Origin of the sequence: Streptomyces nidicola, assembly GCF_050106155.1 — a bacterium.
Classification (GTDB): Bacteria; Actinomycetota; Actinomycetes; order Streptomycetales; family Streptomycetaceae; genus Streptomyces.
Window position 1 is genome coordinate 5,699,603 of sequence record NZ_JBNBPI010000001.1, and the last position, 23,915, is coordinate 5,723,517.

21 protein-coding genes and 2 tRNA genes are annotated in these 23,915 nt (G+C 70.9%); 15 read left to right on the forward strand and 8 right to left on the reverse strand.

Annotated features, from left to right (window positions below; all coding sequences use genetic code 11):
• Window positions 1–52: 52 nt before the first annotated feature.
• Window positions 53–538, reverse strand: a complete 486-nt coding sequence (locus ACOKM3_RS25880) for a heme-degrading domain-containing protein (protein ID WP_426903417.1) — start codon at window positions 536–538, stop codon at window positions 53–55.
• Window positions 538–1,632, reverse strand: coding sequence for a Gfo/Idh/MocA family protein (locus tag ACOKM3_RS25885; RefSeq protein WP_426906895.1), 1,095 nt, complete (start codon window positions 1,630–1,632; stop codon window positions 538–540). Before ACOKM3_RS25885 ends, ACOKM3_RS25880 begins: the two co-directional genes overlap by 1 nt.
• A gap of 111 nt (window positions 1,633–1,743) precedes the next feature.
• Here ACOKM3_RS25885 and ACOKM3_RS25890 point away from each other — a divergent pair, with 111 nt between their 5' ends.
• The 7 genes from ACOKM3_RS25890 (at window position 1,744) to ACOKM3_RS25920 (ending at window position 8,720) form a co-directional block, all read left to right on the forward strand.
• A complete protein-coding gene (locus tag ACOKM3_RS25890; RefSeq protein ID WP_426903418.1) occupies window positions 1,744–2,871 on the forward strand; it encodes an ROK family transcriptional regulator in 1,128 nt (375 codons plus the stop codon).
• 273 nt (window positions 2,872–3,144) lie between these two features.
• Complete coding sequence (locus ACOKM3_RS25895; protein ID WP_426903419.1) at window positions 3,145–3,849, forward strand: hypothetical protein; 705 nt, start codon at window positions 3,145–3,147, stop codon at window positions 3,847–3,849.
• A 123-nt stretch (window positions 3,850–3,972) separates the two neighbouring features.
• Window positions 3,973–4,755 (forward strand): GntR family transcriptional regulator, encoded by a 783-nt coding sequence (locus tag ACOKM3_RS25900; protein ID WP_426903420.1) that lies wholly within the window; start codon window positions 3,973–3,975, stop codon window positions 4,753–4,755.
• A gap of 141 nt (window positions 4,756–4,896) precedes the next feature.
• The gene (locus ACOKM3_RS25905; protein ID WP_426906896.1) at window positions 4,897–5,964 is read left to right on the forward strand and encodes an ABC transporter ATP-binding protein; all 1,068 of its coding nucleotides are present in this window, start codon (window positions 4,897–4,899) and stop codon (window positions 5,962–5,964) included.
• Window positions 5,957–6,829 carry a 2-aminoethylphosphonate ABC transporter permease subunit gene (locus ACOKM3_RS25910; protein WP_426903421.1) on the forward strand — a complete coding sequence of 291 codons (873 nt, stop codon included), beginning with the start codon at window positions 5,957–5,959 and terminating at the stop codon, window positions 6,827–6,829. The genes ACOKM3_RS25905 and ACOKM3_RS25910 overlap by 8 nt, the downstream gene beginning before the upstream one ends.
• On the forward strand, window positions 6,816–7,613 hold the full coding sequence (locus ACOKM3_RS25915; protein ID WP_426903422.1) for an ABC transporter permease: 798 nt from the start codon (window positions 6,816–6,818) through the stop codon (window positions 7,611–7,613). The genes ACOKM3_RS25910 and ACOKM3_RS25915 overlap by 14 nt, the downstream gene beginning before the upstream one ends.
• A gap of 45 nt (window positions 7,614–7,658) precedes the next feature.
• Window positions 7,659–8,720, forward strand: a complete 1,062-nt coding sequence (locus ACOKM3_RS25920; protein ID WP_426903423.1) for a 2-aminoethylphosphonate ABC transporter substrate-binding protein — start codon at window positions 7,659–7,661, stop codon at window positions 8,718–8,720.
• Window positions 8,721–8,758: 38 nt separating this feature from the next.
• Here ACOKM3_RS25920 and ACOKM3_RS25925 read toward each other — a convergent pair whose 3' ends face one another.
• Entirely contained in the window at window positions 8,759–9,538 is a 780-nt protein-coding gene (locus tag ACOKM3_RS25925; protein WP_266710698.1) for an HAD-IIA family hydrolase, read from the reverse strand.
• 138 nt (window positions 9,539–9,676) lie between these two features.
• Between ACOKM3_RS25925 and ACOKM3_RS25930 the strand changes: the two genes are divergently transcribed.
• Window positions 9,677–10,264, forward strand: a complete 588-nt coding sequence (locus ACOKM3_RS25930; protein ID WP_426903424.1) for a hypothetical protein — start codon at window positions 9,677–9,679, stop codon at window positions 10,262–10,264.
• A gap of 7 nt (window positions 10,265–10,271) precedes the next feature.
• On the forward strand, window positions 10,272–10,943 hold the full coding sequence (locus ACOKM3_RS25935) for a class F sortase (RefSeq protein ID WP_426903425.1): 672 nt from the start codon (window positions 10,272–10,274) through the stop codon (window positions 10,941–10,943).
• Window positions 10,944–11,154: 211 nt separating this feature from the next.
• On the opposite strand, the gene ACOKM3_RS25940 is transcribed toward ACOKM3_RS25935, so the two are convergent.
• On the reverse strand, window positions 11,155–11,895 hold the full coding sequence (locus ACOKM3_RS25940; protein ID WP_426903426.1) for an ANTAR domain-containing protein: 741 nt from the start codon (window positions 11,893–11,895) through the stop codon (window positions 11,155–11,157).
• A 160-nt stretch (window positions 11,896–12,055) separates the two neighbouring features.
• On the opposite strand from ACOKM3_RS25940, the gene ACOKM3_RS25945 reads away from it, so the two are divergent.
• A complete protein-coding gene (locus ACOKM3_RS25945; protein ID WP_426903427.1) occupies window positions 12,056–13,057 on the forward strand; it encodes a glycoside hydrolase family 6 protein in 1,002 nt (333 codons plus the stop codon).
• A gap of 90 nt (window positions 13,058–13,147) precedes the next feature.
• Here the strand turns inward: ACOKM3_RS25945 and glxA are convergent, their stop codons facing one another.
• The 3 genes from glxA to ACOKM3_RS25960 form a co-directional block, all read right to left on the reverse strand.
• The gene (gene glxA, locus ACOKM3_RS25950) at window positions 13,148–15,085 is read right to left on the reverse strand and encodes a radical copper oxidase GlxA (protein ID WP_426903428.1); all 1,938 of its coding nucleotides are present in this window, start codon (window positions 15,083–15,085) and stop codon (window positions 13,148–13,150) included.
• Window positions 15,082–17,052 (reverse strand): glycosyltransferase family 2 protein, encoded by a 1,971-nt coding sequence (locus ACOKM3_RS25955; protein ID WP_426903429.1) that lies wholly within the window; start codon window positions 17,050–17,052, stop codon window positions 15,082–15,084. The genes glxA and ACOKM3_RS25955 overlap by 4 nt, the downstream gene beginning before the upstream one ends.
• 538 nt (window positions 17,053–17,590) lie before the next feature.
• A tRNA-Lys gene (locus ACOKM3_RS25960) sits at window positions 17,591–17,664 on the reverse strand.
• Window positions 17,665–17,898: 234 nt separating this feature from the next.
• On the opposite strand from ACOKM3_RS25960, the gene ACOKM3_RS25965 reads away from it, so the two are divergent.
• The 5 genes from ACOKM3_RS25965 (at window position 17,899) to ACOKM3_RS25985 (ending at window position 23,027) form a co-directional block, all read left to right on the forward strand.
• Window positions 17,899–19,191, forward strand: a complete 1,293-nt coding sequence (locus ACOKM3_RS25965) for a peptidoglycan-binding protein (protein WP_426906897.1) — start codon at window positions 17,899–17,901, stop codon at window positions 19,189–19,191.
• Window positions 19,192–19,211: 20 nt separating this feature from the next.
• Window positions 19,212–20,321 (forward strand): SPFH domain-containing protein, encoded by a 1,110-nt coding sequence (locus ACOKM3_RS25970; RefSeq protein ID WP_426903430.1) that lies wholly within the window; start codon window positions 19,212–19,214, stop codon window positions 20,319–20,321.
• Between the two features lie 180 nt (window positions 20,322–20,501).
• The gene (locus ACOKM3_RS25975) at window positions 20,502–21,113 is read left to right on the forward strand and encodes a lytic polysaccharide monooxygenase auxiliary activity family 9 protein (RefSeq protein ID WP_426903431.1); all 612 of its coding nucleotides are present in this window, start codon (window positions 20,502–20,504) and stop codon (window positions 21,111–21,113) included.
• Window positions 21,114–21,219: 106 nt separating this feature from the next.
• A complete protein-coding gene (locus tag ACOKM3_RS25980; RefSeq protein WP_426903432.1) occupies window positions 21,220–22,890 on the forward strand; it encodes an AMP-binding protein in 1,671 nt (556 codons plus the stop codon).
• A gap of 63 nt (window positions 22,891–22,953) precedes the next feature.
• Window positions 22,954–23,027, forward strand: a tRNA-Lys gene (locus ACOKM3_RS25985).
• A 64-nt stretch (window positions 23,028–23,091) separates the two neighbouring features.
• Here the strand turns inward: ACOKM3_RS25985 and ACOKM3_RS25990 are convergent.
• Window positions 23,092–23,862 carry an IclR family transcriptional regulator gene (locus ACOKM3_RS25990; protein ID WP_426903433.1) on the reverse strand — a complete coding sequence of 257 codons (771 nt, stop codon included), beginning with the start codon at window positions 23,860–23,862 and terminating at the stop codon, window positions 23,092–23,094.
• Window positions 23,863–23,915 lie beyond the last annotated feature (53 nt).

A 23,915-nucleotide genomic window follows, 5' to 3' on the forward strand; every position in this document is an offset into this window, starting at 1 on the left:
CCTCACCCATGCAAGACCGCGCCGGCGTCACCAACGTGCCGAGACAGCACACCTAGCCCGTGAACCGCTCCAGGGCCTCCACCACCAGCGCATGGTCCTCGATCTGGGGGAGGCCCGAGACCACGACCGTGCCTACGACTCCTGCTCCCCGAACGGCCAGTGGGAACGCTCCGCCGTGTGCCGCGTACGTGTCCGGGTCGAGGCGGGAGGCGTCCTCGAATGTCGTGCCCTTGGCCCGGAAGCGGCTGCCGACCAGGTAGGACGAGGCGTGGTAGCGCTCCACGACGCGGCGCTTGCGGGCGATCCACGCGTCGTTGTCCGGGGCCGAGCCGGGCAGCGCCGCGTGGAACAGCTGCTGGCCGCCGCGCGTGATGTCGATCGCGACCGGTGCCTGCCGCTCGCGCGCGAGGTCCACGAGGAGGTTGCCGAGGGCCCAGGCGTCGTCGTGCGTGAAGGAGTCGAGGACCAGACGGCGTTCCTGGTCCTCCAGCTCGGGGATCTGCGGGGCGTTTTCGGGGTTCGCGTTCTGGGCGCTCATCAGAGGGTCACCGTCACACCGTCGCGGGCCGAGACGCGGGCCGCCTCCAGGACGTCGAGCGCGTCGGCGGCCTGCGTGGCGGGCACCGGGTTCGGGGCGCCGTCGCGCAGCGCCGCGGCGACGGCGGCGTAGTACGCGGGGTAGTCGCCGTCGACCGTCGCGAGCGGGCGGCCGCCGCCCGTCAGCGGGGACTCGCCGGAGCCGACGCGGCCCCACAGCGACTCGCCCTCGACACCCCACGGCTCACCGGCCGTCGGGCGCTTGCCGTCGCGGAGGGCCGCTTCCTGCGGGTCCAGGCCGTACTTCACGTAGCCGGCCTGCGAGCCCAATACGCGGAAGCGCGGGCCGAGTTGGGCCGTGGTGGCGGAGACGTACAGGTGCGAGCGCACCCCGTTCGCGTGGGTGATCGCGATGAACGTGTCGTCGTCGGCCTCGGCGCCGGGGCGGCGCACGTCCGACTCGGCGTAGACGGAGACGGCCGGGCCGAACAGGACCAGGGCCTGGTCGACGACGTGGCTGCCGAGGTCGTACAGGAGGCCGCCGATCTCCTCCGGGTTGCCGGACTCGCGCCAGCCGCCCTTGGGGTGCGGGCGCCAGCGCTCGAAGCGCGACTCGAAGCGCCAGATGTCGCCCAACTCGCCGTCGGCTAGCAGCTTTTGGAGGGTCAGGAAGTCGTTGTCCCAGCGGCGGTTCTGGAAGACCGACAGCAGGACGCCCTGCTTCTCGGCCAGCTCCGCGAGCTCGCGGGCCTCGGAGGCGGTGCCCGCGACCGGCTTGTCGACGACGACCGGGAGGCCCGCGGCGATGGCGGCCTTCGCGAGCGGCACATGCGTCTTGTTCGGCGACGCGATGACGATCAGGTCGAGCTCGTCCGCGTGCGCCCACAGGTCGTCGGGGGACGCGACGAAGCGCAGGTCCTCGCCGTGCTCGGCGCGCGCCTGGGCCTGCCGCTCGGGGTTCGAGGTGACGACCGTGTCCAGGGTCAGGCCCTCGGTGGCGGCGATCAGCGGGGCGTGGAAGACGGAGCCCGCCAGGCCGTAGCCGACCAGGCCCACGCGCAAGGGGGCACTCGTACCGACACTCGTACCGGTCATGCGTTCCATGCCTTCCGCACCTTCCATGCCTTTCGCACCTTCCATACGATCCATGGCTTCCACTTAAGCAACGGTGTTGCCAAAGTGCAAGCGCGGGGGACAATGGGCGTGATGAACAGGCACGTGAGGAGGACCATGGCGGCGACGGTGGGCGCGAACCTGAGTGCCCTGCGCGGGCACAACGCGGCGCTCGTGCTCGATCTGCTGCGTACGGCGGGGGAGGCAGGGATAAGCCGCCTGGAGCTCGCCGAGCGCACGGGGCTCACCCCGCAGGCCGTCAGCAAGATCACGGCGCGGCTCAGGGGGGACGGTCTCGCCGTCGAGGCCGGCCGCCGGGCCTCCACCGGGGGCAAGCCGCGCACCGTGCTCCGGCTGCTCGCGGGCGCCGCGCACGCGGTCGGCCTGCACCTGGACCGCGACGAGCTGCGCGCCGTGCTGACCGATCTGTCCGGCGCGGTCGTCGCGGCCCGGCGTGCCCCGCTCGACCTCGGCGCGGGCTCCGACGCGGTGCTCGCGGCCGCGGCCTGTGAGGTCGACGCGCTGCTCGACGCGGACGGGGCGCAGACGGTCCTCGGCGTCGGCGTCGCCGTGCCGGGGCCGCTCGACCACACCGGCGGGGTGCTGCACCGGGTCACCGGGTTCCCGCAGTGGGACGGCTTCCCGCTGCGTGACGCGCTCGCCGAGCGGCTCGGCCTGCCGGTCGTCGTGGACAAGGACACGAACGCGGCGGCGCTCGGTCTCGCCCTGGAGGGGGAGGGGGAGCGCTCCTTCGCCTACCTCCACCTCGGTACGGGACTGGGGGCCGGGCTCGTCCTCGACGGCGCGCTCTACCGTGGCGCGCGTACCGGTGCGGGCGAGTTCGGCCACCAGGTGATCCAGTTGGACGGTCCGCGGTGCGGTTGCGGCAACCGGGGGTGCATCGAGGCGCTCTGCCTCGCGGCGGTCGCCTCCGGCGGGGACGGGGGGTTGGACGAGGCGGCGCGGGTGCTCGGCGAGGGGGCGGCGAACCTGGTGAGCCTGCTCGACATCGACGCGGTGCTGCTCGGTGGGCGGACGGTGGCGGCGCACGAGAAGCGTTTCGTACGTGGAGTGGAACGGGTCGTCGCGGCCCGCGCCCGCCGGGAGGGCGGCGGCCCCGCGATACCCGTGCGGGCGGCCCCCGGGGGCGACAATCAGGCGGTGGAGGGCGCGGCTCACATGATCCTGGCCCCTCTGTTCGGCCGAGCGGCTCCGTCGTAACGGTCCCGTGGCCGGAGCCTGACGCGGGTGCGGCCCGCACCGGGGGCCGCCTTGCCCACCCTGCCGCCCAAGGCGGGAGCGGATCATTCACGCCCCGCCGGCGTTTGAGGCGCGAGGTCCGCAGCGGAGCCCCGGGTGCAACGCCGGTGCCGGGTGGGCCGATCGGGGGAAACGTTCCGCGCGCCGCCGCGCGCAACCCCCACCCCGCCGCCCCGCGATGGAAACGTTCTGGCCCACGACTGTCGTCGACTCCGCGACCAGTGAAGGGCCTTCATGCGACCGCGCCGCCCGCTCGCCCTCGCCGCCACCGTCATCGCCACCACCGCCCTCACCGCCCTCGGTCCCACGCACGTGGCCGCCGCCGACACCGGCACCAGGGCCTGCGCCGCCGACAAGCGCGGCGACTTCCCGATCGACACCCGTATCGACGAGGGCCCCGCCACCTATCACCCCGGCGACGCCCCCCGGCACTTCTCGCTCGACCTGACCAACACCACCGCCAGCCGTTGCGCCGACCTCCACCCCGTCCTCGTACTGGTCGACGAGACCCGGAAACTGACGCCGAAGCGCATCACGCTGGAGTTCCGGGACGCGGGCCGCTGGCGCCCCGTGACCGTCGAGCGGACCGGCCGGGACGAGAACATCGGCGTCTTCGACGGCTTCCCCGGGTTCTCGGTCGGCGCGGGCGACACGGTCACCGTCGACGTCCGCCTCGCGTTCGCCGGCGGCACCCGGCCCGACCGGGTCGTCGCCACCGCCGCGCTCGTCCGGCGCAAGGACGACGACGGCGACTGGGTCGGCGAGTCCGACGACTACCCGTTCACCATCGAGGAGGCCGCGGGCCCGACCCTCGCGGAGGAGCTCGCCCGGACGGGCCCGCGCGCCCTGCTCGGACTGGGGGTCGCGGCCGGCACCCTCCTCCTCGCCGGCACGGCCCTCGTGGTGGGAGCCCGGCGGCTCCGCGTCGGCGGACGCTGAGCCCCGGCCCGCCACCGGCCCGGCCGCCGCCCCAGCCGAACAAGCGCGGCGGCCGGGCCCAGGGAACCCGCCCTCCCAGGGGACGCGGGACAGCCGTTCACCCCCATCTGCGACCATCCCCGCGTGGACTACCCGAACGACCAGGCCCCCGGCGCCCCCGTGCGCAACGGCATCCCCGAGCACGGACGCATCCCGAAGTACTACGCCGTGAAGGCCCAGATCGCCGCGCTCGTCGACGAGTTGAGCGAAGGCGAGACTCTCCCCGTCGAGCGTGAACTCGCCCTCCGGTACGAGGTCGCGCGCGAGACCGTGCGGCAGGCGCTGCGCGAGCTGCTGCTCGAAGGGCGGCTGCGACGGCACGGCAGGGGCACCGTCGTCGCGGGCCCCAAGCTGGCGCAGCCGCTCTCCCTCGCCTCGTACACGGAAGGCGTGCGCAGACAGGGCCGGCGCCCCGGGCGCACCCTCATCGGCCTCGAACGCTTCCCGTGTCCGCCCGCGCTCGCCGCCGAGATCGGCCTCGAACGGGGCGAGCCCGTCTGGCACATGGAGCGCGTACTGCTCGCCGACGACGAGCGCGTCGGCCTGGAGTCCACCTACGTCCCCGTGTCCCGAGTGCCGCGCCTGGACGCCGAGTTCGACCCCGACTCCTCGTTCTACTCCTACGTCCACGACCGCCTCGGCATCGAGTTCGGCTCGGCCGACGAGCGCATCGAGACGGTGCTCGCGACCCCGCGCGAGGCCCTGCTCATCGGCACGCCGCCCGCGCTCCCGATGCTGCTCATCCACCGGATCTCGTACGACACCGGGCGCCGCGCCACGGAGCGGGTGCGGACGCTTTACCGCGGGGACCGCTTCTCGTTCACCGCCCGTTTGGGAGCGGAGGGGTGGCAACCCGCCACCTCCTAGCGCCAGTTGACCTTCCGCACGCCATCCGAATAACAAACAGATAACGGGTCTGGTCCAAGCTTGGGTGCCCGTTCACCGTCCCGTTGCCGCGCCGCTCCGCGCGGGACACCCGCCGCCACGAGCGTGGCCGCCGTGAGAGACATCGACCAGAAGCTGAGCGGCATCCGGTTCGACCGGGTGTCGGTCGCGTACGGCGGCACCACCGTTCTCGACTCCCTCGACCTGACCGTCGAGCCCGGCGAGGTGATGGCCCTCCTCGGCCCCTCGGGCTCGGGGAAGACCACCGCGCTGCGCGCCGTCGCCGGGTTCGTGCGGCCCGCGTCCGGGAGGGTGTTCCTCGGCGGGCGCGACGTCACCGACCTGCCGCCGCACCGGCGCGGCATCGGCATGGTCGTGCAGCAGTACGCGCTCTTCCCGCACCTGCGCGTCGAGGACAACGTCGCCTTCGGGATGCGGGCGCAGAAGGTGCCGAAGGGGGAGATCCCCGCCCGTGTCGCCGAGGCCCTCGAACTGACCGGGATGGCCGCCTACGCCAAGCGCTACCCGCGCGAACTCTCCGGCGGCCAGCAGCAGCGCGTCGCCATCGCGCGCGCCCTCGCCGTCCGGCCCGGTGTGCTGCTGCTCGACGAGCCGCTGTCCGCGCTCGACGCGACGCTCCGCTCCGGAATGCTCGCCGAACTGGCCCGGCTGCACCGCGAGTTGCCCGACGTCTCGATCCTGTACGTCACCCACGACCAGGTCGAGGCGCTCACCCTCGCCGACCGTATCGCCGTCATGGACAAGGCCCGCCTCCAGGACGTCGGCACGCCGCAGGACCTGTACCGGCGCCCCCGCACCGAGTTCACCGCCTCCTTCGTCGGCAACGCCAACCTGCTTCCCGTGCAGGTCGGCACGGACGCCGTCTCCTTCGGCCCGACCGAGCTGAAGGTCCCGACACAAGGTGACGTGGTGCCAGGAGCCACCGCCACGCTCTGCGTCCGCCCGCACCTCGTCGGCCTCGGCGAAGGCCCCAACTCCCTTACGGGGAAGGTCTCCGAGGTTCAGTGGCGCGGCTCGATCCACCGCCTCTACGTCGACATCGACGGCCACCGCGTCAAGGCCGACCTGCGCGAACTGCGTGAGCCGCCGGCGCTTGGGGAGCAGGTCACCGTGCACTTCGCGCCGGAGGACGGCATATTGCTCGCCGCGGAGGTGGGCAAGGATGGCTAGCGCCACGCTCGCCGCGCCTCGTCAGGGCGCCACCAAGTCCCCTAAGAGGAGCGCCCGTTGGATATGGGCCCTGCCGCCCGTCGCCGCCCTCGCCGTCGTCTTCCTCTACCCGCTCGTCCTCGTCGTCCAGCAGTCCCTCACCCCCGACACCGGCGGCACCTCCCTTGAGCCGTACGCCGACGTCTTCGCGTCCTCCGCCTTCCGCGAGGCGCTCGGCACGACGGTGTGGCTGGCCGTCGGGTCCACGGCCGGCTGTCTCGTGCTCGGCTTCGCGCTCGCGCTGATCGTCGCGTTCGTGCCGTTCCCCGGCGCGAAGGCCGTCGCCCGCTTCATCGACGTGTTCCTGTCCTTCCCGTCCTTCCTGATCACGCTCGCACTGCTCTTCGTGTACGGGCAGGTGGGCATGGCCAACGGGCTGTGGACGGACGCCACGGGCGCCGCGACCGGGCCCTTCCAGTTCCTGGCCACGCCGTGGGGCGTGCTGCTCGCGGAGATCACCTACTTCACGCCGTTCGTGATGCGCCCGCTGCTCGCCGCGTTCTCGGGGGTCGACACGGCGCAGCTGGAGGTCGCCGCGTCGCTCGGGGCGCGGCCCGCCCGGATCGTGCGGCAGGTGATCCTGCCGGAGGCGCTGCCCGCGCTCGCGGCCGGCGGCAGCCTCGTCCTCGTCCTGTGCCTCAACGAGTTCGGGATCGTCCTGTTCACCGGCGCCAAGGGCGTCACGACGCTGCCGACGCTCGTCTACAGCAAGGCGATCCTCGAGTCCGACTATCCGGGCGCATGCGTCGTCGCGGTCGTCAACGTCCTTGTGTCCGTGAGCCTTTACGGCCTGTACCGGGTGGTGAGCCGCCGTGCTCGTTCATAGCAAGACCGGCAAGTGGGCGACCTGGGCCGTCTTCTTCGTCCTCTTCCTGCCCCTCTTCGCCCTGCCCCTCCTCGTGGTCCTCGCCGCGTCCTTCGCCACGAACTGGTCCGGCGCCCTGCCCTCCGGCTTCACCGGAAGCCACTACGAGGCCGCCACCAGCGGCGACTCGCTCACCGCCCTGACCACCAGCCTGGTCACGGCCGTCACCGCGAGCGTGCTCGCGCTGGTCGTCGGCGGGTGGGCCGCGCTCGCCGCCGGCGCGCTGAAGAAGCGCGGGCGACGCGTGATGGACGCCCTGTTCATGCTGCCGGTCGCCGTGCCGTCCGTGGTCGTCGGCCTCGCCGTCCTCGTGGCGTTCAGCCGGCCGCCGATGCTGCTCAACGGCACCCGCTGGATCGTGATCATCGCCCACACGATCCTCGTCACGGCGTTCGCCTACCAGTCCGTATCGGCCGCCCTCCAGCGCCTCGACCCGGTCTACGAACAGGCCGCGGCCTCCCTCGGCGCCCGCCCCGCGTACGTCCTGTGGAAGGTGAGGCTGCCGCTGCTCCTGCCCTCCCTGAACGCCGCCGCGGGCCTCTGCTTCGCCCTGTCCATGGGCGAGTTGAGCGCCACGATGATGCTCTACCCGCCGGACTGGATGCCGCTCCCGGTGCAGATCTACGCGACCACCGACCGCGGCTCTCTCTTCACCGGCTCCGCGATCGCGGTGGTCCTGATGGCCGCCACGCTGCTCGTCCTGCTGGCCGTCTCGCGGATCCGCACCAAGGCGTCGTACCGCTGAAGTACCGCTGAAAAACCCTGACTTGATACGGGAGTTCACCACGCCATGCGCAAGAACACGCTCACCACCGTCGCCGCCACCACCGGCGCTCTCGCCCTCGCCGCGACCCTGACCGGCTGCGGCGGCAGCTCCGCCGCCTCCGACGACAAGACCGTCACCGTCTACAGCGCCGACGGCCTCAAGGGCGAGAACGGCGACGGCTGGTACGACAAGGTCTTCAAGGACTTCACCAAGAAGACCGGCATCAAGGTCAACTACGTGGAGGGCGGCTCCGGCGAGATGGTGCAGCGCGCCGTCCGCGAGAAGGTCAACACCCAGGCCGACGTCCTCGTCACGCTGCCGCCGTTCATCCAACAGGCCGACAGCAAGGGCCTGTTGGCGAAGTACACACCCAAGGGCTCCGACCAGGTCGACGGCGCCGACAAGGCGGCCAACGGCACCTGGACGTCCGTCGTGAACAACTACTTCGGCTTCGTCCACAACACGAAGGAGCTGAAGAGCCCGCCCGCCACCTGGGAGCAGCTCCTCGACGCGAAGTACAAGAACAAGCTCCAGTACTCCACGCCCGGCATCGCGGGCGACGGCACCGCCCTGCTGGTCAAGGCCATGCACGACTTCGGCGGCAAGGAGCAGGCCATGGCCTACCTGAAGAAGCTCCAGGCCAACAACGTCGGCCCGTCCGCCTCCACCGGCAAGCTCGCCCCGAAGGTCGACAAGGGCGAACTCCTCGTCGCCAACGGGGATGTGCAGATGAACTACGCCCAGTCCAAGGACATGCCGAACCTCGGCATCTGGTTCCCGAAGAAGGCCGGCGGCAAGCCGACCTCCTTCGCCCTGCCGTACGCGGGCGGCCTCGTGAAGAACGCCCCGCACACCGCCAACGGCAAGAAGCTGCTGGACTTCATGCTCGCCGCGCAGCAGCAGAAGGAGGTCAGCTCCATCGGCGGCGGCTTCTCGCCGCGCGCCGACGTGAAGGCCACCGACGACAACGCCGTCGAACTCGCCAAGATCATGGACGGCGTGCAGATCTTCGAGCCGGACTGGAACGACGTGGCCAAGAACCTCCAGACGTACGTGGACGACTGGAAGACGGCGACCGGCAGCTGACCCGCGGCCGGACCGGCCGCCGTACGGAATCCGGCGGATCAGACCAGGTCGACGAGGTCCGCGATCGAGTCGACCACCTTGGTCGGCCGGAACGGGAAGCGGTCGATGTCCGAGGTGCTGGTGAGCCCGGTGAGGACGAGATACGTCGTCATCCCGGCCTCCAGGCCCGCGAGCACGTCCGTGTCCATCCGGTCGCCGATCATGGCGCTGGACTCCGAGTGCGCCCCGATGGCGTTGAGCCCGGTCCGCATCATCAGCGGATTCGGCTTCCCGACGAAGTACGGGTCCTTGCCGGTCGCCTTGGTGATCAGCGCCGCCACCGAGCCCGTCGCGGGCAGCACGCCCTCCGTCGAGGGGCCGGTGTTGTCGGGGTTGGTGGCGATGAACCGGGCCCCGCCGTTGATCAGCCGGATCGCCTTGGTGAGCGCCTCGAACGAGTACGTACGGGTCTCGCCGAGGATCACGAAGTCGGGGTCCGAGTCGCTGAGGATGTACCCCTCCTCGTGCAGCGCCGTCGTCAGACCGGCCTCGCCGATCACGTACGCCGTGCCGTTCGGCCGCTGGCTGTCGACGAACCGGGCGGTCGCGAGGGCGGACGTCCAGATGTTCTCGACCGGGACCTCCAGGCCGATCCGGTTCAGGCGGGCGTGCAGGTCACGGGCCGTGTACATGGAATTGTTCGTCAGGACGAGGAACGGCTTGCCGGAGTCCCGCAGCTTCTTGATGAACGCGTCCGCGCCCGGGATCGGCACCCCCTCGTGCATGAGGACCCCGTCCATGTCGGTCAGCCACGATTGGATGGGCTTGGGCTCTGCCATGTGTGCGGACTCCTCGGCTCAGGATCGACTGACTGCTGCCATCGTATTCACCCGTCCCTACAGGCGTGACGTGCCGCGGGAGCCTCTCGGGATGCGGAACGCGGCCCGAAGCGTGACCCTGCCTAGAGGAGGTTCACGATGCGTACAGGACTGCTTGCTGTCGGTGTCGCGGGGGCGGCCGTCCTGGTGACCGCACCGGCCACCGCGGCCCAGGCGGCCGACGGCGGCGCGGCGATCACCGTCACCCCGAAGGTCGCGCCCGCGGGCACGGAGGTCGACCTGCGGGTGACCGGCTGCGACGGCGTCACGGGCAGCGCCAGTTCCGCGGCCTTCGTGTCCCCGGCCCGGCTCGCGCCCTCCGCCGACGACCCCACCCTGTACGCCGAGGCCCGCGTGAAGTCCGCCGCCGCGCCCGACGCCTACCCGGTCTCGGTGACCTGCGACGGAGTCGAAGGCAAGGTCACCGGCACCCTCCGGGTCCTCGACGGATCCGCCGCGGGCGCCACGCCCTCCCCGTCCCCGACCGCCCCCGTGCACGCGGGCGGCGGCGGCACCGCCGAACGGCAGGCGCTCGCCGTCCACCGGGCCCCGTCCGCCGCCCCCAGCGAGGGCCCCGGCACCCGGCACGCCCTCATCGGCCTGGGTCTCGCCGCGATCGCCGCCGTCGCCGTGGCCGTGCGCAGCACGCGCCGCCGCAGGTCACCCGGTTCGACGTCGAGGCACTGAGCCCGCCATGAGTGACCGGTCGCAGGGCGCCGGGCGGCTCCTCACGGGGGTCGCCTGGGTGGTGCTGCTGCTCGGCCTGTGGCTGTGGGGCCACGGCGCCACCGACCTCAACCTGTCCTCGCCGACGACCGGGGACGCGGCCGCCGTCGGCCGACCCTCGGACGTCCGCCTCCCGGCCGCCCACGAGCCGGTCGCGGGCGCGGACCCGCGGCGCGTCGACATCGCGGCGCTGCGTATCCAGGCGCCCGTCGTGTCCCGCGGCCTGGACGCGGGCGGCGCCATCGACCCGCCGCCGTACGCGCGGGCCGGCGTCGTCGGCTGGTACGGCGACGGGGTGCGGCCGGGGGAGCGCGGCACCTCCCTGTTCGTCGGGCACGTCGACACCGAGAGCAGGCCCGCCGTCTTCTACCACCTCAGCGAGGCGGAGCCCGGTGACACGGTGCGCGTGACGCGGGCCGACGGCTCCGTCGCCGAGTTCACCGTCGACGACGTCCGGGTGTTCTCCCGCGAGAACTTCGACCCGGCCGAGGCATACGGGCCGCACCGCTCCGAGCGCGCGGAGCTCCGCCTGATCACCTGCGGCGGCAGCTTCGACGAGGCCTCGGGCACGTACTCGGCGAACGTCGTCGTGTCCGCGTATCTCTCGGACGTGAACGGTGCGGCACAGAAAGCGAGTTGAGGCGCGGGCCACCTGGTCCGGCCAGCAGCCCACTCCCCCGGGAACCGCCGGCCGGACCGGTCCTCGACCGCGCGGGCGGCGGGCTGCGGGAGGGCCCGGCCTCTGCACGGGAGGCTGTGATGGTCCGTCGGATCGAACCGGCCGAGGACTGGGGCCACTCATCACGACTCTAGAGCGGTTGGGCGGACAAGCACAGAGTGTGGTCGGGGGTTCACGACGGGTCGGGCCGCACCCGGTCGTCGGGCAGGGTGCGGCTGATCACCGAGTACGCGACCTGGTCGAGCGGCAGCCGGTTCGAGCGCGCGTAGTGGCGCAGCGCCGTGAACGCGGCGTCCGGAGCGGTCGCCCAGCGCTCGGCGAGCATGCCCTTCGCCTGCTCGATCCGCACCCGGCTGGCGAGCGCCACGCCCAACTGCTCGGTCAGATCCTGGTAGCGGGCGTGCGCACGGTGATTGTGCAGCCCGGTGGTGGCCGCGTCGGCGAGCACCTGCGCGACCGCGAACTCGCCCTCGCGCGCCGACCCTTCCGCCTGGAAGACGGCGAGCGCTCCCTCCAGACCCTCGGCCCCGCGCAGCGGAACCGCGTAGGCGCAGGCGATGCCGCGGCGCCGCGCGGTCGCCGTGAACGCGGGCCAGCGCGCCGCGCTCGTCACGGAACCCAGATTCACGGGAGCGACCGCCCGGCCGGTGCGCAGGGTGTCGTGCGCAGGGCCCACCGGACTGTCCGATGTCACCAACTCCCGTACGATGTCCGCCCGTTGACGCCGATGGCTGGCCGGGGCGGGGCAGTAGGGGCGGGCGAGGAGCACGCCCGCGCCCAGGGCGCCGAGAAGATCCACGCAGTGGTCGGTCAGGCGGCGCAGATAGCGCGGCGGGTCAAAGGTGTCGCGGAAGATCTCCGCGTACTCCAGAAGGGCAACTGCCAGGCGCAGTTCACTCGTCTCACTGGACAAGTCACGCCCCCTTTCACCCCGCGCATCGGAGTGTTACTGGTCGCGCCTACCCGGGCCGCGCACGCTGTAACAGGTCCTTGACAAGCGGCGTACGCGCTCGTGGCACGACAGGGGCGTATGCCAGGATTGAGAGCCAGACAGTGCACCCAAGGGGGAGTGGATGTACCGGAAACTGAGGGCTGGAGCGGTTGCCGTGGGGGCGGCGCTGCTCGTGTCGGCCTGTTCATCCGGCGGCGGGGACAACAACGAGGGGGACGGGTCGACGGGGCCGGTGAAGCAGCAGCCCAAGGGCGCGGACCCGTTCTGGGTGAACCCCGACAGCAAGGCGGCGAAGGCGGCCGCGGCTCTCGCGAAGGACGGCAAGGACGACGAGGCCGCGAAGGTCCGTAAGATCGCCGAACAGCCCAGTGGGGAATGGCTGTTGCCGGAGAACGCGACGGAACAGGCGCGCGGCTACACCGAGGCCGCCCAGAAGGCGGACCGGGACGCGCTGCTCGTCGTCTACAACATCCCGCACCGCGACTGCGGCCAGTACTCGGGCGGCGGCGCGGCGGACGGCAACGCGTACCGGGAGTTCATCGACCAGGTCGCCGCGGGCATCGGGGACCGCCCCGCGACGGTGATCCTGGAGCCCGACGCGGTGCAGCACATGGTGGACAACTGCACGCCGGAGCAGTTCCACGAGGAGCGCTACGACCTGCTCAAGGGCGCCATCGCGAAGTTCAACTCCCTGAAGGACACGAAGGTCTACCTCGACGCGGGCAACGCGGGCTGGGGCAAGCCGGACCAGATCTACGAGCCGCTGAAGTGGTCGGGCATCGACCAGGCCGACGGCTTCTCGGTCAACGTGTCGAACTTCTACACCACCGAGGAGTCGGTCAAGTACGGCAAGGAGCTCTCGGCGAAGGTCGGGAACAAGCCGTTCGTGGTCGACACCAGCCGCAACGGCAACGGGCCGTACACGGGCGGCGCCGCGGACGAGCGCTGGTGCAACCCGCCGGGCCGTGCCCTCGGCGAGAAGCCGACCACCAAGACCGGCGACCCGCAGGTGAAGGCCTACCTGTGGGTCAAACGCCCCGGCGAATCCGACGGCACCTGCAAGGGCGGCCCGAAGGCGGGCGAATGGTGGGGCGAGTACGCGGTGAAGCTGGCGAATGGATAGCCCCTGCGGCGATTGAGCAGCGGGGTCCGGGGCAGAGCCCCGAGTCGTGTGCACGACTCGGGGCCCGGACCTCCGCCCCACGCCACCCGGCTAGGGCACGTGAACCCACTGCGCCTTGCTGGGTGTTCCCTCGTCGTCCGTGACGAACAGCATGTACCAGCCCGACTCCACCAGCGACCGGCTCTTCGGCACCGTCACCGAAACCGAGTCCGCCGACTTCTTCAGATCGAGCGCGATGGACGTCTGGTCCACATCCGTCACATGCGTCGACGCACTCGGCCGGATCAACCGGGCCGTCTTGATGGACGAGGCGTGCTCCGTCTTGTACGTCGCCGAGCCACCGCGCCGGATCGTCTTCTCGCCGCCCTCCAGGGCAGGCCGCGAGTCCCGGTACAGGTACGGCGGCGTGTACATCTCGATGCGCTGCTCGAACGTGCCCGGCTTGGTGTTGGCCTTGTCGGCGTAGAGCGAGTCCGAACCGAAGAACAGCACGCGGCCGTCGGGCAGGAGCAGTGAGCCCGAGTGGTAGTTGCGGCCCACGTTCGGGTCGGCGACCCGCTTGAACGTGTTCTTCTTCGTGTCGTAGAGCCGCGCCTCGAGGATGTTGGTGTCGCCGCGCCCGCGGTAGTCCTCCGAGCCGCCGGAGACGAGGACCGAGTCGTCCGGCAGGATCGAGGCCTGCGGATAACGCGTCCCCTTGTCCAGCTTCGGCCCGTCCACGAACTTCGGGTTCTGGTCCTTCAGGTCGACGAGCCGGGTCTTCTTGCTGGAGAGCTTGGACTCGCCGACGCCACCGCCGCCGATCACCATGTACTTCTGGTCCTGCGCGGGCGGCAGTTCGACGGTATTGGCCGTCTCCAGACGGTCGGGGTCCGAAAGCCCGGGAATCTTCTCGAACTTATTGGTCGTCAGGTCCCAAACGCCGGGCTTGCGGCCGACGTTGTCCGGACCGTAACCGGCATTCGCGCCCGAGTAGAAGATCTTCCCGTTCTCCATCTGGAACAGCGCCGGATAGGTCGGGAACTGGCGGACGTCCTTCAGGTACGTCCACTTCTTCGTCTTCGGGTCGTACACCTCGTTCTTGCCCGGCACCAGCTGCCCGATCTCGTCGAGCCCGGACACGGAGAGGACCTTGCCGTCGGAGAGCGTGGTCAGCGTCGGATACCAGCGCGCCTCGTTCATCGGGTCGACCTTGATGTACTTCTCGGCGACCGGGTCGAACTCGTAACTGTCCCTGATCCCCTGGAAGTCCTTCTTGTCCAGGGCGAGCTTCTGCGCGATGCCGTACACATTGCGCGCTTCCTGGCCGGTCAGACCCTGCACCCGGTAGTTGTCCTGGGTGCCGGTCTCGTACTTGGCGCCGCGGCGCTGCGCCTCCACGTACACCCGGCCGAGGCCCGGCTCATTGCGCAGGAACCTGCCGGTCGCCTTGTCGAAGACCTTCTTGGCGCGCTCGACCGTGATGTTGTCCTTGGCGACGAACGACTTGCCGTTCTCCTTGCCGGTGAAGACCGTGCCCGCCTTGATGGTCTTGGGCGCGTCCGGGTCCTCGTTGTGCACGATCATCAGGCCGCCGGCCTTGGTGACGTCGCCCTTCAGTTTCTCGTAGCGCTTGGTGCCGCCCGCGATCAGCAGATTCCCGTTCGCCAGCTGCGTATGTCCCGTGCAGAACAGGTCGGTCGGCGTGGGAATCTTCTTGATGGACTTCTTCACCGGGTCGTAGAGCCGGGTGTCGAACTTCTTCGCGTCGAAGTTCTTCTGGTTGTTCCCCGACCCGGCGACGAGCAGGATCTTCCCGGTGTGCAACAGCGCCGCGTGAATCGTGTTCAGGCGCATGTCCTGGGGGAAATCGATGACGTCCCAGTGCCCGTTCTCGGCCTTGTACTCCGGTTTGTTGATCTTGTACTCGTGATACTTGGCCGATCCGAAGCGGTACAGCCAGGGTCCGTTCATCCCGGCCAGCGCCAGGACCACCACCGTGCCGATGACTATGCGCCGGGCACGGCGGCGGCTCGCACCGTCTTTCACTTGTTATGTCCCCCCAGGGAAATCTGCGTGTTCTGGTCGTTGCCCCAGCTGACGACGTCGCTCCTGCCGCTCGGCTGCGCGGCCCAACTCGGCTTGTGCTGGGGCGCGGTGTGCGCCCGCGGCGCGGGCGCCGGCTGCTCGGGGCGCTCCGGCCGCGGGTCCTGCGCGGGCGGCTTCGGCTTCTTCTTGTCCTGGCGGAGCATGTAGCGCCACGCGAACATCGGGGCCGCGGTGATCAGCAGGGCGAAGCAGGCCCACGTGATCATCGCGGGGTGGGAGTGGCCGAAGTAGAAGCCCGCGCCGATGGAGCCGCCGAAGATGAGGATGAAGTACCAGTGGTAGCGGAAGGTCCCGAACCAGCGGTCGGGGCTCGCGGAATCGCCCTTGGGGGTCACCACGAACTTGCTCTTGCGGCGCAGCACGGCGTCGAAGAGCGCCTTCGCGTACAGCGGCGCCGACAGCGCGGACATCACCATGCCGGCCACGCCGCCGGAGCCCTCCGGCTCGTGCGGCGAGACGTTGTGCCGGCGGTTCCAGATGTACAGGCCGATCTGAAGTGCCGACGCGTTGCCGTACAGCATCAGCCAGATCGTCGGGTCGATGTTCACGCCCGAGGCGCCCAGACCCAGGAACAGCGCGCAACTCAGCGCCGCCAGGATCCAGTTCATGGCCGCCATCGGGTAGAAGATGATCATCATCGTGTAGTTGAAGAGCTTGCTCGGCGGGAGCGTGAAGAAGCCCTTCCAGTACTGCTTGAGGATCGTCTCGTAGGTGCCGCGCGACCAGCGCATCTGCTGGGTGAAGAAGTCCGTCCAGGCGCTGGGGCCCTCGCCGACCGCGAGCACGTCCGGCGTGTATACGGAACGCCACTTCTTGCCGGTGGAGGGGTTGCGGTGCCGGTGGATCTCGAAGCCGGTCGCCATGTCCTCCGTGATGGAGTCGTACAGGCCGCCGATCTGCTTGAGCGCCTTGATGCGTACGGCATTCGAGGTGCCGACGAACATGGGCGAACCGTAGCGGTTGCCCGCACGCTGGATCAGCGCGTGGAAGAGGAACTGCTGCGACTCGGCGGCCTTGGTGATGAAGTTGTCGTAGTTGCCGTAGACCTGAGGGCCGATCACGAAGCCCACGTCGGGGTCACGGAAGAAGCCGAGCATCCGCTCCAGGTAGTTGGGCATCGGCACGTGGTCGGTGTCGACGGAGGCGAAGAAGTCGTACTCGTCCCCGTGCGCGTCCAGCCAGGCGTTGTAGTTGCCGTGCTTGGTCTTGGCGCGGTGCGGGCCCTTCGGCTGGTTCCACTTCGCGACGCCCTTGCGGGAGAAGTGGTGCACGCCGAGCCGCTCGCAGACCTCCTTGACCTCCGGGTCGTCGCCCTCGTCGAGCAGCCAGACGTGCAGCAGGCCCCGGTGGCGCAGCTTCACTGCCGCCTCCAGGGTCTTCGTCACCATCTCGAGCGGTTCCTTGCCGGGCACGAACGAGGTGAGGAACGCGACGCGGGTGCCGGTCTCCGGTACGACCGGGATCGGGTCGCGGGCGACCAGCGTCGCGTGCGCGTTCGACAGCACGTTCATGCAGCGGAAGAACTCGATGAGCCCGATGGACACCAGCATCACGATGTCGAGGGCGGGCAGGAAGTCGTAGGCGGGGTAGTCCCGTTCGGTCCAGTGCGTGGGCTGCATCAGCCAGAACAGCAGGACCAGGGAGAGCAGTGGGGCCGCGCCCAGCATCAGCGCGGCCCGGATCCTGTGCGGCTCCTGTGAGAGCAGTGAGCGGTAGCGCACCTTGTACGGCTGGTTCGGATCGGGCTGGGTCAGTGGCCCGGCGAGCCGGCTGTAGTGCTCGTAGTCGTAGCGCGGCAACGATTTTCTGATGCGCCGGAAACCGCCAGTGCGGTGCGGTGGCACTCGCAGCTGGGTCGTCTCGGACGGGTCGAATTCCGGCCGGGCGCCCGTCGGCGTCGACGTCATGAGTCATCCCCCCGCACGCGTCACCGCGTGGTCGTCGGTCCTGCGCCCGGGAACGGGCCCCCTGACCGTGCCCCCGGACGTATCACTGGCGGGCCACCGTCCCACCCTTACCTAAGACTGGTACGGCGGCCTTCCGGTTGCATGATGCCCCCCTCGACATCGCTTCATGAGCGGGGCCCCCTCCCCGCGCGCTCGGCAACCGGCTCGGGCCCGGTGTGACACGGTGCCCATTTCAACTGCCTTGTACCGTAAGCATCTTGGGAGCCAATGGCTCCATGACAGAGTGCTGTGCCCCGGTTCATGATCGCAAGGCCGATACGCCGCGAAACGTGCCGTTTACGCCGGGGGGTGCTTCCGTGCCTGGCGATTGCGGGTGGGTGGGCCCCCGGGCCGAGAGTTCACGCGCACCGGCGTGACGGCCTCGGGGCTCTGCCCCGGACCCCGCGCCTCAAGCGCCGGCGGGGCTGGATGTGCCCACTCGCCGCCGGACGGCAACACGAAGTGAGGCCCCCGCTGCTGCGGGGGCCTCACTTGCTTGTGCGCCATCAGGGACTCGAACCCCGGACACGCGGATTAAGAGTCCGCTGCTCTAACCAACTGAGCTAATGGCGCCGGTCGACCTGCATAACTTTACCCGACCCCCTGGGGTGCTTCTGACCACTCGACACGCCGGGGAGCTGGGTGAAATCTGGGGGTTTCCACCTTTTGGACCGTCAACATGCGATTTGTCATGACAGTTGAGACGCTTCCTGCGTGCGGAATCGAGGCTCGTTATTCCAAAGTCCGGCACCGGAGTGTGAGGGGAATCGCATGGAGCGGATGGAGCACGGGGACACGGCGGAGCCGATGGGCGCCCCGGTCTTCGAGGACGTCGACCCGGCCGAGGACTGCGACTGCGCGGGCTGCGCCGAGTGGCGGCGCGCGGTGCCGCACCCGGTGCGCACCAAGGTGGGCGCCCGCCACGCCCTCGTCCTCGCCGCCGCCGCGGGCACCGTCATCGGCGGCCTCCAGACCACCCCGGCGGCCGCGGCCGAACACCACGAGGCCAGACCACTGACCCCGGCCCCGGACGACGGGGTCGGCACGACGCCGCAGGGCGGGACCGGACCGCTGCACGGAGCGCCCGCCCCGGCCGCCGGCTCCGTTTCGATGGTCCAGTCCAAGGCCCTGCGCAAGACCTCCCGGACCGCGATCCTCGACCGCGCCAAGAAGTGGGTCGCGGCCAAGGTCCCGTACAACATGAACAAGTACTGGAAGGACGGCTACCGCCAGGACTGCTCCGGCTTCGTCTCCATGGCGTGGGGCCTGCCCGGCAACGAGTGGACCGGGAGCCTCGCCCAGTACGGCACCCGGATCACCAAGTCGCAGCTGCAGCCCGGCGACATGCTGCTCTTCCACAACCCGGCCGACCCGGAGAAGGGCTCGCACGTCACGATCTTCGGCGGCTGGACGGACGCCTCCCGCACCCGGTACATCGCGTACGAGCAGACCAAGCCGGGCACGCGGGTGCAGGCCACCCCGTACGCGTACTGGAGCCACTCGAGCAGCTACGTCGCGTACCGCTACAGGGCCGTCACGGACGGCAGTTACGGTTCGGGCGCGTCGTCGACGAAGTTCCCCGGCGCCAAGTACTTCGGCCCCGGCAAGAACAACGCGCACGTGACACGGCTCGGCCAGATGCTCGTCGAGCGGGGCGGCAAGCGGTTCTACAAGGTCGGTCCTGGACCGCGGTGGAGTGAGGCCGACCGCAAGGCCACGCGTGCGTTCCAGCGTGCGCAGGGCTGGCGCGGCGCGGCGGCGGACGGCATCCCGGGCCCCACGACCTGGGCGTATCTGTCGACCGGGCAGGGCCGGAGCATTCCGTCCGCCGGCAGCGGCGGCGCCGAGCGGGCCCCGTCCTCCTCCGGCTTCCCCGGCAAGGCGAAGTTCCGCCCCGGCGCGGAGAACTCCGACGTCACGCGGCTCGGCAAGCAGCTCGTGAAGAAAGGATTCGGCAAGTTCTACACCAAGGGCCCCGGACCGCGCTGGAGCGAGGCGGACCGGCGCAACGTCGAGGCCTTCCAGCGGGCCCAGGGCTGGCGCGGCAAGGCGGCCGACGGCTATCCCGGCCCCGAGACCTGGCGCCGGCTGTTCTCATGACGCGCAACGCGGAGGGTTCCATGACCGAAACCGACGGAGGGGCGCGCGCCGCGCGGCTCATCCGCAACGAGTCCACCACCGAGATCCCGGTCCACCTCCTCTTCCGCGACGACCCGGACCCGGTGGCCGTGCCGCTGCGGCCCGCGGTGGTCACCAAGGCCCAGGTCGAGCGGGCGAGCGCGAAGACGCCGCGCAGGACGCCCCCGGCGCTCACCCCGCGCCGCCCCGTCCCGTCCGTCGACCCCGACCTGAAGGAGCGGGCGGGGCGGGCGCTGCCCGGTGTCCTCGGACTGTTCGGCGGGGCGGTGGGCGCGGCCGGGGCCGGTGCCACGCTCGGCTGGGCGGGCGCGCTGCCCCGGATCATGACCGACCTCGCAGGACTCGACGGATACGCGGGCGCCGGGTTCGGGCCCGCGCAGTGGGCGGCGCTCGCCGGGTCCGGCGCGCTCGCCCTGTTCGGCGTGGGCGGGCTCGCGCGCGGGCGGACCGGCGGGGCCTGGGTGCTCACGCGCTTCGGCCGCTACCGGGGGAGCGTGCGCCGGGCGGGGCTGCTGTGGCTGAACCCGCTGCTCGTACGCCGCCGGGTCGACCTGCGGCTGCGGCACTGGCGCAGCGAGCCGATGCCGGCGGTCGACACCAATGGCGAGGCGCTGCGCGTCGTCGTGCTCGTCGCGTGGCGGATCAAGGACACGGCGCGGGCGACGCTCGGGACCGAGGACCACGAGACGTATCTGCGCGAGTGTGTGGAGGCGGGTCTCGCGCGCGTGCTGTCCCGGCTGCCCGCCGTGGTCGGCGACCGGGACGCGCCCGTGCTGCGCAACGCGGAGGCCCTCGGTGATCTGCTCACCCGGCGCCTCGCCGAGGACGCGGAACCGGTCGGCATCGAGGTGTTCTCGGCGCAGCCCACGCGGATCGAGTACGAGCCGGAGGTGGCCGCGGCGATGCGGCGCCGCCGGATCGCGGCGCTCGACGCGCGGCGCCGGGACAGCGTCCTCACCACGGTCGTGGACTCGGTGGAGGACACCGTGACGCGCCTGACCGCGCGGGGTCTCGTCGATCTCGACGACTACGAGCGCAAGTTGCTCGTGAAGGACCTGACGGTCGCGTTCTACACGGGTCGGGGCGAGTGACGCGCCGGGGGTGACGTGACGGGGGCGCCGCGCCGGGGGTGACCGGAAGGGGCCGTGCCGGGAATTGCGATTGGTCTGGACATGCTCAACTCGCGGTTCTACATTGTGCGTTGGTCTAGACCTGAACCATCGCTGTGCGCACGGCTTCCGGCACTCCCAACACCCCCCAGGAGCGGCAGCATGCGAAAGACCTCGAAGCGTACGAAGGCGTACGCGGCCCTGCTCGGCCTGACGACCGCGGGGGCGTTCGCCCTCTCCGTGGGTGGCGCCAGCGGTCACGGCTACACCGACCTGCCCGTCAGCAGGCAGAAGCTGTGCGCCAATGGCGGCGTCAGCGGCTGCGGCAGCATCCAGTGGGAGCCGCAGAGTGTCGAGGGGCCGAAGGGCTTCCCGGCGGCGGGCCCCGCCGACGGCAAGCTCTGTTCGGCCGGGAACGGTGGCTTCAGCGCACTCGACGCCGCCAAGCAGCCGAACGGCAACGCCTGGCCGACGACAAAGGTGACGGGCGGTCAGAGCCAGACGTTCCGCTGGCAGTTCACCGCGCGGCACTCCACCACGGACTTCCGCTACTACATCACCAAGGACGGCTGGGACCAGAGTAAACCGCTGACCCGGTCGGCCCTGCAGACCGCGCCGTTCCTCACGGTCCCGTTCAGTGGCCAGCCGCCGGCGACGCTCTCGCACTCCGGCACGTTGCCCTCCGGGAAGTCGGGGCATCACGTGATCCTCGCGGTGTGGAACGTCGCGGACACGGGGAACGCGTTCTACGCGTGCTCGGACGTCACGTTCTGAGCCTCCGGCTGCCCCGGTGCGTCGCCCTACGGCGTGCCGGGGCTCCGGTCGAACGCTTCGTCGGTGCCCTCCACATCTGACGGAGTGTCAATTATGGTGCACCCGCATGGGATCCATGACGACGCGTACCTTCGCGGAACTCGTCCAGGAGCGCTGGGGCGACCACAGGCCCGGGCTCGCGTACGAGGATCAGGTGCTCAGCCACCACCAGGTCGCGGCCGGAGCGGCGGCCCGCGCGGCGCTGCTCGGCGAGCTGCTGCCCCGGTCGGCGGAGCCCCACGTCGGCCTGCTCCTCGACAACACCCCCGAATTCCCCCAGTGGCTGGGCGCCGCCGCGCTGTCCGGCGCCGCCGTCGCCGGCCTCAACCCGACCCGGCGGGGCGCCGAACTCGCCCGCGACATCACGCACACCGAGTGCCGCGTCCTGGTCACCGAGCGGGCCCACCTCCCGCTGCTCGACGGACTCGACCTGCCGGGCATCCGGATCCTGGTGACCGACACCGGCGCGTACGAGGAGCTGCTCACGCCGTACGAAGGGGCCAAGCCGGAGGCGGACGACCGGGTCGGACCCGGCACCCGCATGCTGCTCTACTTCACCTCCGGGTCGACCGGGGCCCCGAAGGCGGCGCTGTGCACGCAGGGGCGGCTCGCGGCGGCGGGGCAGTCCCTGGTGGACAACTTCGGGGTCCGCGCGGACGACGTGCACTACATCTGCATGCCGCTCTTCCACGGCAACGCGGTCATCGCGGACTGGGCGCCGGCCGTCGCGGCGGGCGCCGGGGTGGCGCTGCGCCGCCGCTTCTCGGCGTCCGGGTTCCTGGGCGACGTGCGCCGCTTCGGCGCCACGTATTTCACTTACGTAGGCCGAGCCGTCCAGTACATCCTGGCCACCGAGGAGCGGCCGGACGACCGCGAGAACCCCCTCCGGGTCGGTTTCGGTACGGAGGCGGGGGCCGTGGACGCGGCGCGGTTCGAGGGGCGGTTCGGGGTGCGGCTCGTCGAGGGGTACGGGTCCTCGGAGGGCGGGGCCGCGGTGCAGCGCACGGCAGGCACCCCGGCGGGGGCGATCGGCCTGGCGGCTCCCGGCAGTGACCTCGCGGTGCTCGACCCGGAGACGAAGGCGGAGTGCCCGCCGGCACGCTTCGACGGGGGCGGGCGCCTCCTCAATGGAGCGGAGGCCATAGGGGAGCTGGTGAACCGGGGCCGCTCGCCCTTCGAGGGCTACTGGCGCAACGACGCCGCGTACGCCGAACGCGTCCGGGAGCACGGCTGGTACTGGACCGGCGACCACTTCTACCGTGACGCCGACGGATACCTCTACTTCGCCGGGCGCGGCGACGACAAGATCCGCGTCGACAGCGAGAACCTCGCCCCGGCCATGATCGAGAACATCCTCGCCCGCTGGCCGGACGCGGCGGCCGTCGCGGTCTACGGGGTGCCGGACCCGGTGGCCGGGGACCAGGTGATGGCGACGATCGCGCTCCACGAGGGCCGGGCCTTCGATCCGTCCGGCTTCGACACCTTCCTCCGCTCCCAGCCGGACCTCGGTACGAAGATGGCCCCTCGCTTCCTCCGGGTGGTGGACCGTATGCCGGTCACCGCGACGAACAAGGTCCGCCGCGGGGAGCTGCGCCGCGAGGGCTTCTGGAGCGGCGGCGACGTGTGGTGGCGGCCCCCGGGCGCCCCCGCCCACCGCCGCCTGACCGGTCAGGACCGCGCTGACCTGGCGTCGGCCTACCGGGACCACGGCCGCGAGTCCCTGGTCACCCCCACGTGACGCCTGCGCCTCCGGTGGTCAAAAGCACCCCCTGGGGCCAGGTAGTATTTACCTCGTCAACCGGCGCCATTAGCTCAGTTGGTTAGAGCAGCGGACTCTTAATCCGCGTGTCCGGGGTTCGAGTCCCTGATGGCGCACAGAAGCGAAGGCCCCTCGCAGCAGCGAGGGGCCTTCGTCGTGCGTTTCTGCTGCCGGTGTGGCTCAGATCGCCAAGGACAGGAGGACCGGTGCCGCCTCCTTGTTGAGCTGCTCCGCCGCGTCGTGCAAGCGGTGCGCGTGCTCGACCGGGAGGGAGAGTGCCAGGCATCCGACGGACGCGCCCGCCGTGATGGGAACCGCGGCGCACACCGTGCCCACCGCGTACTCCTGGAGGTCGAGGACCGGCACCGTCGCCGGCTGCGCCGCGAGGCGGGACAGCAGCACCTTCTCGTTGGTGATCGTGCGCGAGGTGAGCCGGGCCATCTTGTGGCGGGACAGATGATCCCGCCGCCCGTTCATGTCGAGCTGGCTGAGGAGGCTCTTGCCGATGGCGCTCGCGTGCGCAGAGACGCGGAAGTCCACCCACTCGTTGACCGCGGGCGTCTCGGGCCCCGTCGCCACCTGCGTGATCCGGATCTCCCCGTCGACGTAACGGCTCATGTAGACCGCCGCCCCCACGTCGTCGCGCAGCCGGTCGAGGGTCCGCTGGAGCTTTTCGGTGAGCGCGGCCGCCTGGCCGTCCGCGGCGCCGAGCCTGGTCAGCGTCTCGCCGGTCGTGTACGCCCCGTCGGCGCCCTGCTGGACGTAACCCTCCCTGCGCAGCATCCGCAGCAGGATCGTCAGCTGGTCGGCGGGCAGTCCGGTGACGCGCCCCAGCTCCGTGTCGGTCACGCCCGCGCCTCGGTGGGCGACGGTCTCCAGCACGCGCAACGCGTGCTGCACCGCCTCGTGCGGCTGGTGCGGGGACGCACCTCGCTCGTGCTTCAGCGCCACGGTTCTTCCCCCTGCATGGACCGGTTCCGGACAGCTGGGCTGGGTCCACGATA